Here is a 15,368-nt window from a genome sequence, read left to right as displayed (position 1 = left end):
AGTTAGTCTGAACTATTCAGAGTTAAGGACCAACCGTGCAAATTTTGTTGACCAATGATGATGGAATACACGCTCCCGGCATTCGCAGCCTGCAGAAAGCATTAACCCAACTGGGCGATGTCGAAGTTGTGGCCCCCCTGTCTGAACAAAGCGGGGTGGGTTTAAGTATTACCTACCTGCATCCACTGATGATACATCAGGAATTCGAAAGTGAAAAGCACTGGGGCTGGGCCGTCGCAGGCAGTCCGGCTGACTGCGTCAAACTGGGCATCCTGGAGTTCTGTCCGAAACGCCCCGACCTGATTGTCAGTGGTATCAATTCCGGCTCGAATGTGGGCATTAACGTACTGTATTCCGGCACGGTTGCCGGCGCGATCGAAGGGGCCTTCGCCGGTATTCCTGCGATCGCCGTCTCGGCTGCCAGCAGTTTTGCCAATGATACCAGGCCGGACTACGATCGCTGCGCCGCTCAAAGTATTCCCATTATCAGAAAACTGTTACAGGAACCATCCCCGGCAGACAGTCTCTGGAATATCAATTTTCCTGAAATAAAACCGGACTGGCCTCGGGGAGTCAAATGGACTTCACTGGGGGTCAAAAGACATTTTGATGTCATGGAAAAACGAATTGATCCCCGTGGGCGGCCTTACTTCTGGAGTGGTCTCGATCCAATTCAAAATCATCAGCTGGAACCAGGCACAGACATCCATGAACTGGCGGAAGGTTTCGTCACGGTCACACCACTCAAATTTGACTTAACCGATCACAAGCATCTGCAATCATCAACCCGTCTGCAATCGGACGGGGAAATTGATGTGGACCTCGATTAGCGGAAAAAGAAGATACTTTCAACCGAAGTTTGACATTTCCCGGCAAAGCAAGATAATCAGACTAGAGACATATTCCATGCTGCAGAAGTCTGTTCCTTGAGTAAGGCTTGATTCGTAACGCCTGTAAAAGGGATGATGGTGATCTGGTTTAAAATGTGTTGAAGGGGTGCGCAGTGAGTCACAATCAGTCACCGGATCACAGCAGAATGACCTCCCGGATCATTTCGGAAACGTTGCCTGAACTGCACCTCGGCGAACACCTGCAGAACATCCTTGGTTCAGAGCAACAACTGCTGCGAAAAATCCTCTCTATCACTCCGTTGATCATCTGGGCCGTCAACCGACACGGTATAGTCACGCTCTCTGAAGGGGGTGGCCTGAACCGCCTGGGATATCTTCCCGGAGAATGGGTCGGAAAATCACTTTTTAAAGAGTATGCTGATGACCCTGAACTGATTGATATTTTCACGCGTACCCTCAACGGTGAAGAACTGCAGCGGATCCGCAGAGTCGGTAAGCTGGTCTTTGATGTCGAATACAACCCGCTATTCGATGAACAGGGGCACGTCGATGGATTTCTTTCGGTTGCCATTGATATCACCGAAAAAGTCACTTCGCAGGAAGAGCTCCGACTTTCGGAAGAACGCTTCAGCAAGATTTTCCAGGTCAATCCGATCGCCATGTGTATTACGGAAATCGATACCGGTGTCTTCATCGAAGTGAACGAGAATTTTTTAACCGCGCTACAATGCAGCCGGGAAGAGATCCTGGGGAAAAGCGCCTTTGACATCGGCTTCTGGCCCAGCAGAGAATCGCGTCGGGAGATGCTTGAAAAAGTTCAGACAGAAGGAAACGCGCGCGAGCTCTCTTTCGACTTCATCATTCCCAATGGCACCCGTTTATGCACCATTCTCTCCGCGGTCCAGATTTACTTTCGCGGTGAAACGTTTCTGCTCTCCTGTGTGAAAGATGTCACCCGGGAACAGCTCGCGCTGGAAGAGCTCGAAAAATTAAATGAAAACCTCGAATTCAGAGTCGCATCCCGTACAGCCGAACTGGAACACGCTCATGCCATTTTGAACGAAGAATATACCAAACGAAACCGGTTGTACAATGCACTGCAACAGACCGAAGCCAAGTGGCGCTCACTGGTAACCAATGCCCCCGATACGATTTTGACGCTGGATCATGAAGGCAATATTCTCTTCATCAATCATCAAATTGAAGCAGTCAACATGGATGACATCATAGGCTCATCCATTTTCAATTACATGAATCAGTCAGACCTCATTAAAGCCCGCAACATTCTTCAGGAAGTCTTCCAGTCGGGCAAGACTCAGGTATTGCAGACGGAAGGTCTCAACCCGGAAGGCAAAAAAACGCTCTACTCCTGCCGCATCGGTGCCATGGTGAGTGAAGGAAAAATTATCGCAGCCATGGTCATCGCAACCGATATCACCCAGCAGAAACAGGCGGAACAGGAACTGGTGAGGCGGCGGGCGGAACTCGCGCATCTGTCACGGCTCTCAACAATGGGCGAACTGGCAGCCGAACTTTCGCATGAGCTGAATCAGCCACTGGCAGCCATTAATAATTATACGAATGGCTGTATTCGCCGCATCCAGTCCGGAACCACAACCCTGGATAATCTGATTGAACCCCTCGAAGAGATGTCACGGCAGGCACAACGCGCCAGTGAAACGATCAAGCGTCTCAGAAGACACGTTCAGAAGAGTGAAGTTGAACAGAAACTGCTGGATATCAATGCCGTAATCCAGAACTCAATTGCACTCCTCGAACATGAGATACAACGCAACCATGTCACACTGCATCTGGAGTTATCCCCGGGTCCCCTGCGGATCATTGGAGACGCGATCCAGATTGAACAGGTTCTCGTCAATCTGCTGTTAAATGCCTTCGAAGCCATGTCCGAACAGCCTCCAGAAGAACGCAAAGTCCGGGTTCAATCCGATCAGGATCAGACAGGAAATCTGATGATTTGTGTGACAGACAGCGGAATAGGTTTGAAAAAAGGTCAGGAAAAATCTATCTTCGAAACATTCTACACCACTAAACAAAAGGGACTGGGCGTAGGTTTGTCTATCAGCCAGACCATTATCGAAGCCCACGGAGGAAAACTGACTCCGCGCAGAGACAAACAGGGGGCCAGTTTCATAATCACTCTTCCAGTAGCTCATGGAGATCGAAACAGTGATGACTGAAAACACGACCATTCAACAGGAAGCGACTGTCTTTGTTGTTGATGATGATCCCGCCATAAGAAAATCACTCCGCTGGCTGATCGAATCGGTCGGTCTGAAAGTGCAGACTCATGAGCTGGCCAGCGAATTTCTGGAGAGTTATTCACCTGATATTCCGGGTTGCCTGGTTCTGGATGTCAGAATTCCCGGGATGAGTGGTCTGGAATTACAGGAAAAACTGCGGGAACAGGGCTACGATATCCCGGTCATTATTGTCTCCGGTTACGGCGACGTTCCCATGGCAGTGAGAGCCATGAAAGCAGGCGCCATCGATTTTCTGGAAAAACCGGTCAGCGATCAGGTGCTGCTGGATTACATTCAGAAAGGCATCGAAACCGATATCAAAAACAAACAGAACAGGGTACAGAACCAGGATCTGATCGAACGCAAAGATTTACTGACCCGCCGAGAACGGGAAGTCATGGAGTATGTCGTCGCCGGCTTCTCCAGTCGTGAAATTGCTGAAAAGCTGAATGTCAGTTTTAAAACCGTCGAAGCCCACCGCGCCAAAATCATGAAAAAAATGCAGGCTAAAAGTGTACCGAAACTGATTCAGATGGATCTCCAGATCAAAGATGTTCCTGAGTACAACCGGGACCATTGAGGCTTTGAATTTGCCTCAGATTCCGTAATAATCAACTCCGGTACCAATCTCTTTCAATCTGCTTTATGAAATTCTCCGGGAACCATTTTGAACAATCATACTGAACTGGCATTAAACGGCGTTCCCATTTGTGATACGTTCGCAGAAGCATTTACAACTGTCGGCACTCGAATCATCGTAACCGCTCTCACTGAGTCCTGGGTCAGAATCGCAGCAGCCGAAGTCACCGGTTATGCCACCAGCGTGATTGCCTGTGATGCGGAAGCCGGCGTGGAGAAATATCTCTCCGCTACAGAAAGCCCCGATGGTCGCCCCGGAGTCAGCCTGATGTTTTTTGCCTTCAGCCAGTCCGCCCTGGAAAAAGCGGTTACCAACCGCGTGGGGCAATGCATTCTCACCTGCCCGACCACCGCCTGTTACTCAGGCTATTCCTCTGAAAATCCGGAAAAGAACATCGCGCTTGGCAGCCAACTCCGATTTTTTGGAGATGGTTTCCAGGTCTCCAAAAAATGGGCAGACCGCAGACTCTGGCGTGTGCCCGTAATGGATGGAGAGTTTGTCTGCGAAGATCAGACGGGGACCTTCAAGGGGGTCGCCGGCGGGAATCTGCTCATCTGCGCTACCGATCAGAAAAGCGGTCTGCTCGCGACAGAAGCAGCCGTCTCTGCGATGCAGCAGGTCGAGCTCACAATTCTTCCCTTCCCCGGAGGCATCGTACGCAGCGGCAGCAAAGTCGGCTCCCGCTATTCAAAACTCAAGGCCAGTACCAACGATGCCTATTGCCCGACATTACAGGCACAGACCACTTCGGATCTGCCGGAGGGAACCGGTTGCGTCTACGAAATTGTCATCGATGGTGCAGCATTTGATCCCGTGCAACAGGCAATGAAGTCAGGTCTGCATACCGTCTGCCAGCAACCGGGGATCCTCCAGATTACCGCCGGTAACTATGGCGGTAAACTGGGGAAACATCATTTCCATCTCAAAGACCTGATTGACCGCCCGTAGACGTTATTCTTCTTCCCGGAAACTTTCGGAAATCAGCATTTCCTGTTCGAACTGGTGGCTGCGCCCTGAACCGGTCGCCGGGCTGGCACTGGCTGGTCGATACACACCTTTCAGGGGATGGCGGCCAAACAGATTGCCTTTGAAGCGGCAATACATGAACCGCCAGGCACCCATGTTTTCAGGCTCTTCCTGAACCCAGTACACGGGGGTCCCTTCCGGGAATGGTGCCAGCGCCTCTTCCAGTTCCTCTTTGGGAACCGGGTAGAGCTGTTCCATCCGGATGATGGCTACATCGTCCCGTTCCGTCTGCTTACGGTGCTCACTCAAATCGTAGTAGATTTTACCGGTACACAGCAGAATTCGTTTCACCTTCTCCGGTTTCAGATCTGTCGTGTCGCCGATCACTTTGATAAAGGACCCCGAACTCATCGACTTGAAGCTGGAAACCGCATCACGGTGCCTTAACAGACTCTTGGGCGTCATCACAATTAAAGGCTTCCGCCACTTGCGAATCATCTGACGACGCAGCAGGTGGAAAAACTGATCCGGCGTAGTCGGCATCGCGATCTGGATATTGCTTTCCGCCGCCAGTTGCAGAAAACGCTCAAAGCGGGCACTGGAGTGTTCCGGTCCCTGTCCTTCAAAACCGTGAGGCAACAGCATGACGATGCCGCTGTACCGCTGCCACTTGTCTTCGGCGCTCACGATAAACTGATCGATAATCACCTGGGCGGCATTACAGAAATCACCAAACTGGGCTTCCCAGATGATCAGACCATCCGGACAGTCCAGACTGTAACCGTAATCAAAGCCGAGCACGCCTGCTTCGGAAAGGGGGCTGTTCACAAATTCGACCGGCCCCTGTCCCTCAACCAGATGCTTGAGCGGCGTATATTTTTTACCGGTTTTGACATCATGCAGCACAGCATGACGATGGCTGAATGTGCCGCGCTGTGCATCCTGCCCACTGACTCGGATTCGATACCCTTCTGTCAGCAGAGAAGCAAACGCCAGTGCCTCAGCCGTTCCCCAGTCAATTTTGCGTTCGCCGTCCGCCATCTCCTTGCGAATTGCCAGCAGACGCTGAATCTTCTTATGAGGAGTAAAGTGCTCGGGAACTTCGGTCTGCTTCAAGAGCAGATTCTTCAGGCTTTTCTCTGGAACGCCGGAATCAATCTGGTCAGCCGGTAACTCGCGTCCCCCCCGGTATCCGGCCCAGATCCCTGCAGGCAGTTCCACCGTATGCGGATAATTTTCAACCCGAGCTGCTGCCAGCTCGGACTCCAGATGAGAAACACTTTCATCCTGCAGCCGGTCGCCGTCTTCTTTGGTGACAGACTTCCTTTCCAGCATGCGCTGCAGGAAGCTGTCGCGCACCGAAGGACGCTTATTGATGATGTCGTACATCAGAGGCTGCGTGAATGCCGGCTCATCCCCTTCGTTGTGTCCACGTCGACGGTAGCAGTACATGTCGATGACAACGTCACGGTGGAATTCCTTGCGGAAATCCATCGCCAGCCGGACGACCTGGGCAACCGCTTCCGGATCTTCGCCATTCACGTGAAAAATGGGAATCTGCAGCATTTTTGCCACGTCAGTTGCGTAAGTGGAAGAGCGACTCTGTGCCGGATCTGTTGTGAAACCAATCTGGTTATTCACGATCACATGAATCGTGCCCCCCGTACGATAACCACGCAGCTCACTCAGGTTCAGGCTCTCCTGCACAACCCCTTCCCCGGCAAATGCAGCATCACCGTGAATCAGCAGGACCATCCCTTTAGTTCGATCAATATTCGCCCAGCGATCCTGTTTGGCGCGCATGCGGCCCATCGCTACCGGGTTCACAAACTCCAGGTGGCTCGGGTTGAAACAGAGCGTCAGGTGCACATTGTGACCAGACTCGGTCATCCAGTCGGAACTGTATCCCAGGTGATATTTCACATCGCCGCGGCCGACACTCATTTCGGGGACAGAGTCTTCGTATTCGCGGAAAATTTCGCGCGGCTTTTTCCCCATGATGTTGGTCAGAACATTCAAGCGGCCTCGGTGTGCCATCCCGAAGACGATTTCATCGACGCCCTGCTCTCCCGCTTTTTCAATCGCGAGATCCAGCAGAGGAATCAGGCTCTCGGCCCCTTCCAGTGAGAAGCTTTTCAGGCCGACATATTTTTTCTGAATGAACTCTTCAAACACAACCGCATCGGTTAAACGCCGCAGGATTCGCAACGACTCCGGACGCTCGAACTTCAGAAAATTCGCGGTGCTTTCCATCCGGCTCTGCAGCCACTTCCGCACACGCAGACTGTCGATATGCATGAACTGTGCACCGATGGATCGACAGTAGGTATTTCTTAACCACTGGATCATCTCCCGCAGGGTGCGCTGCTTCGGTCCGCCAAATGTTGACGTGGAAAAGACGCGGTCGTAATCCCGTTCCGAGAAATCGTAGAACTCGGGCATCAACTCAGGGGGCGTCGCCCGTTTTTTTCCCAACGGGTCCAGTGAAGCCAGAATGTGACCGCGTACCCGGTAGTTTCGAATCAGCTGGTCCAGACGCTCCTGGCGATCCGCGATTTTCATCGTCTGGCGATCGAGGCCCTCCCGTTCCTGTCTTCCGGGGGGGTTGAACATCGTATGGCGTTTGAAAGAAGGACCGAAACTCGACTGACGGTTGCGCGTCGACTTCTGCGGGAATTGGGAGAAGTAATCCCGCCATTCCTGTGAAACGGAGGCAGGCGACTCCAGATAGCTCGTGTACAGCGACTCTACGAAAGTTAACGATTCCGAACTTAAATCGTTGATCATCTCTTCAGGCAGTTGATTGTCAGAGTGCCCGTTGCCTTCATGATAAAATGAAGCAGAATCTGGTTTGTCAAGCATTGTGCCCTCTCCGGGCTTAATTATGAATCCGGGCAGGCATACGCAGTGTCAACTCGACACGCAGGGGGATGCTCTGTCGCGAATACAGGTTTAAAACAGGTTTCTTTTACATTACCGTATTAGATCAGAGATTTAAAGCTCTCTACTCTAATAGACTTGCGCTGTCCGAAAGAAAGTTACCAAACTCGATTTCACTTTCCTACTCAACCGCTGTCATACTTTTATCCAAATTTTCAGGAAAAACCGGAAAATCAGGTATCAGCCAACTACCATTAATACGTCTGGAGCCGCCGATCATGCCAAAGCGATCCCATAAAAAAACCGGCACCGGTGTCTGATAACACCGGGCCGGCGGGTAAGCTTGATCTTATCTGATTGTATCTTACACACCTTTCCCGTTGCAACAGGAAAGATGGCAATCAATGCTCAAATTAAGTCTGCTGACGAACAACTCGTTTACGGATATCTGTTTCCAGAACACCAAATGCCTGCTCATGACGCTGTAAAGCCATTGAGAGAGCACTCAGCAGACGCTTGGCGGTGTAATGGTTCAGAATGATCCGCTGACCGACACTGATCTCAGTGTTGGCAGGATCCAGTGGCTGAGGATTCAGACCCAGATCCAGAATCAGTTCTTCTGGTGTGCTTGAGACACGACAGAAGTTCGCGTAGCTCGCAGTCACATTGCTGTCATTTACTTTGACCTGTTGCTGAGCTGGAGCTGCTGCCTGTTCTGCAGCTGGTTCTGTTGTCTCATCAGCTGGTTTGTCATCTTTCTTAGCACTCACGCTTTTTTTCTCCTCAATGTGATACAAAATCTTAAGAAGTAATGGTTCCAGAAACTATGGGACCTGAACTGATTTGAAATGAACTTCACCCTGATACTTCGGCAGTTCACCCCGAAAAAACTTGATAATTTGTCCTGACTGTTCTCAAGACACCTGAAACATACCATCGCATTGTTCAGCATTCAAGAACAGAAAGCACAGACTTTAAAACTCTTGGAATACAAGGTGTTAGCGTTTATGAAAATGACTGCATGTTGACAAAACGCAACTCAACACCCCATCTACCCTACAACTCTCAGAACATGACGATTTAAGAAAAAAGGCCCTGATGTCAGCACTCGCATACACACCAGGGCCTGAATTCAACTTAGACTACTTAAAGTATCGGACCTGCCCAGTCTGAGAAGACTTCGTCAAAATCGGCATCGAATTCTTCACTCAACCCTGCCAGATCCAGATCTCCTGTTTCCGGATCAACCAGACCTGAAAGGTCGAGTTTTCCGCCATCAACGATCGAGAGACCGTTCAGTCGCAGATCACTGATCAGCTCTTCGCTCAAGCCTTCCAGAACAGTCAGATCCAGTTCATCCTGATTCTGAAGCAGATTTTTGAAGAACTGATTCAATACAGGCAGAATCGGCTCATCACCTGTCAGCAGACTGCTGGTGACATCAATTACGACTGGAGACAATTCATCCAGGGACGTGATGACGGTCACCGGCAAATTCTCATTCTCAGAAGTCTGTGTCGCAGGTGTCTCTGCTACCAGAGGCAGATTCGCCATCAGAGGAGCATTGACTCCTACCAGAATCTCATAGCTGCCTGAAGCTGCGGCTTCGTGAGCAGATTGCAGAATCAGAGTATCCAGAATCGATGGCAGTTTGCGAACACCCGGATCCAGTGTGGCGTTCATCACATCACCGGCATGAACCGTATCATCCAGGTGCAGACCATCATCGGTCAGGGTTGCTTCAAAACCACTCCCTACGAACGTTAATGTTCCGCCCACTCCCGTTTGCACAAAACTTTCAAACGGTGCATACGTGTCGGTGAATCCAAGCACGTGGCCGATTTCGTGTAACAGCACTGTCAACAGGTCGTAGTGACCGGCGGCAGCAGAACCTGCTTCAGCCGTGTATGCCACGCCCCCTTCCAGTTCTGTAGCACTGAAGGCAGATGAATCAAGATCCGCGTACCAGCCCAGGCCGGCAGCATTATCATCCAGGGTCACAATCCCGGAAACGGGACGCCCTTCTTCATCGACACCGGTCATCTGACCTTCACCCAGTTGAGTACCACCGAGGTCGGTGATGACCAGCTGAATGTCCAGAGGCTCTTCCAGCCCCAATGCATCCTGCCAGATCCCCAGTGCTTCCTCCATCACCTGATCGATGGAGGACTCACCAGTGATATCGGTCGTCTTGCCGTACCAGCGTTGCAGGAAGTTGGAAGGATAAACCACTTCCCTGTTGCCACCTTTGTGCACTCCGTAGTTGGTCGCCAGTAAACTCAGGTCTCGGTAGTCAACTTTACCGCTCTTATCAGCATCCAATGCCCAGACATAAGGAGAATCGGCATCAAGTACATTCTGTCCATAAATAGAAGTCAGGATGATCAGATCGCGGTAATTGATGATATCATCATCGTTCACATCGTAGGCAATCGCCCACAGATCGGTTTCAGGAGCATCCCCGACAGTTAAAGTTGTCTCGGTATCATGCGCCAGATTAACGCTCACATTACTCAACGACAGCCCCAGAGCATGCGGACCGATGAATTTGTCTTCAAAGTCAATCGAGACATCATCCTGGTCCAGAGATTCGAACTTGACCCGGGCCAGCAGTGTTTTATCACCATTACCGGCCCTGTCAAATGCTCCCGCTCCACTCAGGCCTGTCACAATTCCTGTCACATCGTCAATGACAGCCTGACCTGAGGCATTGAAGGCACTGCCGAATTCTATTGCCGTGGCGGTAAAGAAATTCGTGTTGTAGTTCAGATCAACTGTCGCATCTGTAATTCCCTTCGCATCTGCGGTTTCAACATAGACTTCAACCCAGAATGAACTCCACTCATCAATCCAGGAATCGCTTTGCGGAAGCCCCTCAGTCTGCCCGAATACATTTAACTCGGTCTGATCACGAACAACAATCAGATCAACCGTAGTCCCTTCATCCAGAGTGGTATTCGCGTCAACCGACTGAGTTCCGTGTAATGGGTTAACGGAAATATTCCCCACAGAAATCGTCAGGTCATAGGAACCGACTTCAGATTCAAATACATTGGGGTTCGTGGTCTCAGTTTGCTCTGGATCATAAGTGTCATTCGCATAAGAACTCACACCGATATAGTAATATCCTGATTCACCGGCACCAACCGTGTAGGAGAGATAAGAATCGTAGAAGATAGAAGGATCAAAAATATACTCATCCGGTGCAGCATCAATTTCGGAAATTGCCAGTTGATTACCATCTGCATCAAAGAGACGCAGAGCGCTGTCCAGGAATGTTCGATACTGGCTGGCATCCACATCCACTCTGACGGTATCCCCCTCCTGCAGATAAACCTTATACATATCCACATCGTTAAAAGGATCATTCAAAGTGAGATTGTTTCCGATAATCCCCTGGTAAACCTTGGTTTCAGGAACCGCCGAATCCAGTTCGGTGTCGAACGCTGAATCCAGTGTGTCCCCGGCCTCATCTGTATTGACGAGATCGAGATCCAGGAAGGCGGTCACGGAACCAACCAGATCCAGCACCACTTCATAGCCATCCTGGGTTGTAAACTGCAGACGGCGGCTGATCGGAATCAACAATTCAAACCCGTCAGTTGCATTCCCCGACAACCTGGCATGACTCCAGTCTGGAACGCCAGCAGGGAAGTCCGTCACCTTATCGATAAATGACAGTGTCGCTCCGTCAGTCGCTTCCGACTCAATGGTAGAATCATCAAATTCGTCCACGTATACCAGCGAATCAAGTACTCCATTATCCAGAATCCAGTCTTCGCTAATATCGAAATAACCATTTTCGTCGAGGTTCTGCTGGCTGGAGAATACCTTTGCAATCGCATCACGAATCGCCAGACTTAATTCGCCACTGAAAGGACCGAAGACATTTAGTATTTCCTGATCTCCAACCAGTCCGAAGTCGGCCAGATCAAACGCAGTATAGCTCTCTGTACCATCCCGGTCTGGTCGGGCCAGACCAGAAGGATTCACTTCAACAAAGGAATCAATGAGACGAATCGACCCTGGATTATCCACATCATCAATCATCACATTCAGGCGACCACTTAAACTGGTAGAATTCAAAGTACCAGACTGTGGTAACAGAGTAATTTCCTGACCATCAACAGTGATCGTACCGGAAACAGTCAGATTGCTCTGAGCGGTCTGAATGAAGAACTCTTCAGGTACAACCTGCTTCACGGTAGTATTTGAAATGGTAATCTGGCTGAAGTCGATATATTGATCACGAGTAATCCCGTCGGTTCCAGCAATCAGATCGGTGGGATCGATAGAGAATTCCGCTGGAGCTCCGTCAGCAGTCACGTTTGTTGCAGAAAATACTGCAAATCCCATTCGGGCATACCCGTTCGCGGCCAAACCAGGGATAAAAGTAGTCCCGTTGATATTGGGGATTACTCCATTAACGTAATCAATGGGATCATATGTACTAAAAAGACCGAAAGGTGATGAATCTGTGAAATCGAAATCGATCAAATCTGCCTTCGCCGTTTCCCAGGCCATATCCAATATCGCTGCAGTCACTGAGGCAGTCTCGGTTGTCTGGTTGGCAAAAACCTGCGCCAGTCGATCACTGATCCACAGCTCGACCACATACGAACTTCCCTGCGCCACAGTCGTGATGCCGACAGGCAGGCTGTCTACCCCATCCACTTCAGGTGAAACGGTAATATTCTGCCCGCCCAGTTTCGTTGTACCACCAGGATTTCCGGTATTGATGACAACCTGAACCGCCAGCTGACCAGCATACAGTTTATCAATCAGATCACTTGTCAGACCTTCACCTGCGGTCCAGGTTCCTGACAGGATTTCATTCGCTACATCAACGGTAGTTCCATTAACACCACCATTGCTGAAGATGGTATGGACAATCGCATCTCCGTTTGAAGTATCGATAAACCGGACTGAAACCAGATTATCTGTGGTGACCCCGGGAGTTTTATTTCCGTCAATATCCAGCAGGGTGTCATAAGTTGACAGGAAGATCGAATAATCCAGATCCTGCAACCCATTGGTCAGTTGGAACCGCCCGTTGCCTTTATGAGTACCAAGATTTTCAGTAGAGACTTCGACTGTGAATGAAGTAAAATCGCGGCCGGAAGATTCGACCTCACGGGCAATCAGTCGGATATCAAATGTCGCCTGCGGATCGGGAGTCAGCGTGAATGTACTGCTCACATTCGGAGAAAGGGTATCATCAGAATGGGCAGTGACCGTAATTACCAGGGGCAGACGTACCTGCTCTGAACTGTAGTCGGTATAAGTGATATTCAAATCACTGCCTGAGATCGCAACATTCGCCCAGAAGTTGGCAGGTAACGAGTCCCCGGGATTATCACCGAACACATGGGCTTCCACTGTATAAGTCACCGTGTCGCCGGGATCCGGATCAACGAAATAGTTATCCAGATCAATTGTTTCCGGAGTCAATCCATCTCGAGTAATATTTTCCAGCACTTGATCTGTCTTTGTCAGCAGTTCATTGCTGCCGCTAATTGTAATATTCACGGTCGCGGTATCAGTCGCTGTACCATCGCTGACGGTGTATTCAAATGAATCCGGCGCTGTATTGGGCGGTACCAGATCCGAATGAATGCCATTCGGATTATAAGTTAACGTACCATCCGCCTCGAGCGTAACGATCGCTCCCGACGCCAATATAACAAAATCACCAGGGTTGGTTACGGCCTGCCCGTCAATCAGCGTGACCGTTAATTGATCAATAGTATCAATGTCAGTATCATTATCCCGAACATCGATATTCACGGTGCCGTTTTTAGATACATTCGCAGCATCGTCAATCGCATCGACGGCATCGTTGGCTCCGGTGACAGTCACATACACAGTCCCGGTGTTGCTGATGCCATTATGACTGTCGATGGCTGTATAAGTAAATGAGATCACCGTCGTTTCGTCAGATGCCAGATACTGGAAGTCAGTTCCCGGATCGAACGAGAATGAACCGTCATCATTATTCACGACAGAACCTTCACCAGCATAGGTTGGTGAAATGACATAGGTCAGTGAATTCACGTCGTCATCACTATCCACATCGTTGCCATCGAAGAAGCCAGTGATCGCAGAACCATCTTCGTCTGCGTTATAGTAAATATCATTGACGGTCGGATCATCATTCACAGGAGTCACATCAACCGTCATCGTATTGGCAGAGTCAGAATCAACCGTCCCGTCATTCACCTTAAACTCGAAGCTGGCATAACCCGTTCCGTTTTCATTCTCAACTGGAACGAATGTTAACAGACCGCCGCTGATATCAGAGACGCTGATCACATCGTCTGCACTCACGGCAGAACCGTTCAACAGCAGTGTACCGGCAGCAGGCAGCGTCGTGATCCGCACCCTCACCAGAGCATCACCACCGTCCACATCATCGAATGCAAAGTCGCTCACCTGGAACGTATACGTTACATCTTCAAGTGTCGTCACCGTCTTGTCACTGGATTCCGGTGCGTCGTTCACGGCGGTCACATTGATCGTCATCGTATTGGCAGCGTCAGAATCAACCGTTCCGTCATTCACTTTAAACTCGAAGCTGGTGTAAGCTGTTCCGCTTTCATTCTCGGCAGGAATAAACTCCAGCAGACCATTGCTGATGTCATCAATACTGATCAGATCACCCGCATTCACGGCAGAACCGTTCAACTCCAGCGTACCATTCGCAGGCAGAGTCGTAATCCGCACACCCACCAGAGCATCGCCTTCCACATCACTGTATGCAAAGTCGGTCACCTGGAAGAAGTATGACGTGTCTTCAAGCGTCGTCACCGTCTTGTCACTGGATTCCGGTGCGTCGTTCACGGCGGTCACGTCGATCGTCATCGTATTCGAGGAGACCGCATCATCCGTTCCGTCATTCACTTTAAACTCGAAGCTGGTGTAAGCTGTTCCGCTTTCATTCTCGGCAGGAATAAACTCCAGCAGACCATTGCTGATATCATCAATACTAATCAGATCACCCGCATTCACGGCAGAACCGTTTAGCTCCAGCGAACCATTCGCAGGCAGAGTCGTGATTCTCACGCCCACCAGAACATCACCACCGTCTACATCACTGAATGCAAAGTCGGTCACCTGGAACGTATACGTTACATCTTCAAGTGTCGTCACCGTCTTGTCACTGGATTCCGGAGCGTCGTTCACGGCGGTCACATTGACCGTCATCGTATTGGCAGCGTCAGAATCAACCGTCCCGTCATTCACCTTGAACTCGAAGCTGGTATAACCCGTTCCGTTTTCATTCTCAGCTGGAACGAATGTTAACAGACCGCCGCTGATATCGGAGACATTGATCACATCGTCCGCAGTCACAGCAGAACCATTCAACAGCAGTGTACCGGCAGCAGGCAGCGTCGTGATTCTCACGCCCACCAGAACATCACCACCGTCCACATCATCGAATGCAAAATCACTCACCTGGAACGTATAAGTTACATCTTCAAGCGTCGTTACCGTCTTGTCGCTGGATTCCGGTGCGTCGTTCACAGCGGTCACATTGATCGTCAGCGTATTGGCAGCGTCAGAATCAACCGTCCCGTCATTCACCTTGAACTCGAAGCTGGTATAACCCGTTCCGTTTTCATTCTCAGCTGGAATAAACTCCAGCAGACCATTGCTGATGTCATCAATACTGATCAGATCACCCGCATTTACGGCAGAACCGTTTAGCTCCAGCGAACCATTCGCAGGCAGAGTCGTGATTCTCACGCCCACCAGAACATCACCACC

7 protein-coding genes are annotated in these 15,368 nt (G+C 50.3%); 4 read left to right on the top strand and 3 right to left on the bottom strand.

The annotated features are described in order from the left end of the window. Positions 1-35: 35 nt before the first annotated feature. The 4 genes from surE (at position 36) to fhcD (ending at position 4,703) form a co-directional block, all read left to right on the top strand. Positions 36-830, top strand: coding sequence for a 5'/3'-nucleotidase SurE (surE, locus tag ACN0YN_RS29370; protein WP_417388451.1), 795 nt, complete (start codon positions 36-38; stop codon positions 828-830). A gap of 173 nt (positions 831-1,003) precedes the next feature. Then, entirely contained in the window at positions 1,004-3,052 is a 2,049-nt protein-coding gene (locus tag ACN0YN_RS29365; RefSeq protein WP_417388450.1) for a PAS domain S-box protein, read from the top strand. Further along, on the top strand, positions 3,045-3,695 hold the full coding sequence (locus tag ACN0YN_RS29360) for a response regulator transcription factor (RefSeq protein WP_417388481.1): 651 nt from the start codon (positions 3,045-3,047) through the stop codon (positions 3,693-3,695). Before ACN0YN_RS29365 ends, ACN0YN_RS29360 begins: the two co-directional genes overlap by 8 nt. Positions 3,696-3,782: 87 nt before the next feature. Further along, complete coding sequence (fhcD, locus tag ACN0YN_RS29355) at positions 3,783-4,703, top strand: formylmethanofuran--tetrahydromethanopterin N-formyltransferase (RefSeq protein ID WP_417388449.1); 921 nt, start codon at positions 3,783-3,785, stop codon at positions 4,701-4,703. 3 nt (positions 4,704-4,706) lie between these two features. Here fhcD and ACN0YN_RS29350 read toward each other — a convergent pair whose 3' ends face one another. From ACN0YN_RS29350 to ACN0YN_RS29340, 3 genes are all read right to left on the bottom strand, one after another. After that, a complete protein-coding gene (locus tag ACN0YN_RS29350) occupies positions 4,707-7,583 on the bottom strand; it encodes a 2-oxoglutarate dehydrogenase E1 component (protein ID WP_417388448.1) in 2,877 nt (958 codons plus the stop codon). 431 nt (positions 7,584-8,014) lie between these two features. Then, positions 8,015-8,371 carry a DUF3467 domain-containing protein gene (locus ACN0YN_RS29345; protein WP_417388447.1) on the bottom strand — a complete coding sequence of 119 codons (357 nt, stop codon included), beginning with the start codon at positions 8,369-8,371 and terminating at the stop codon, positions 8,015-8,017. Between the two features lie 376 nt (positions 8,372-8,747). Then, positions 8,748-15,353: an Ig-like domain-containing protein gene (locus ACN0YN_RS29340; protein WP_417388446.1), complete on the bottom strand. Its 6,606-nt coding sequence runs from the start codon at positions 15,351-15,353 to the stop codon at positions 8,748-8,750. Positions 15,354-15,368: the final 15 nt, after the last annotated feature.

The organism is Gimesia sp. (assembly GCF_048260065.1).
Classification (GTDB): Bacteria; Planctomycetota; Planctomycetia; order Planctomycetales; family Planctomycetaceae; genus Gimesia.
This window is presented reverse-complemented; position numbering and strand designations above follow the sequence as displayed.

Bases quoted from the DNA above. Each gene is read 5' to 3' on its own strand.
- ACN0YN_RS29360 (WP_417388481.1), top strand. From the start codon at position 3,045: ATGACTGAAAACACGACCATTCAACAGGAAGCGACTGTCTTTGTTGTT.
- ACN0YN_RS29350 (WP_417388448.1), bottom strand. From the start codon at position 7,583: ATGCTTGACAAACCAGATTCTGCTTCATTTTATCATGAAGGCAACGGG.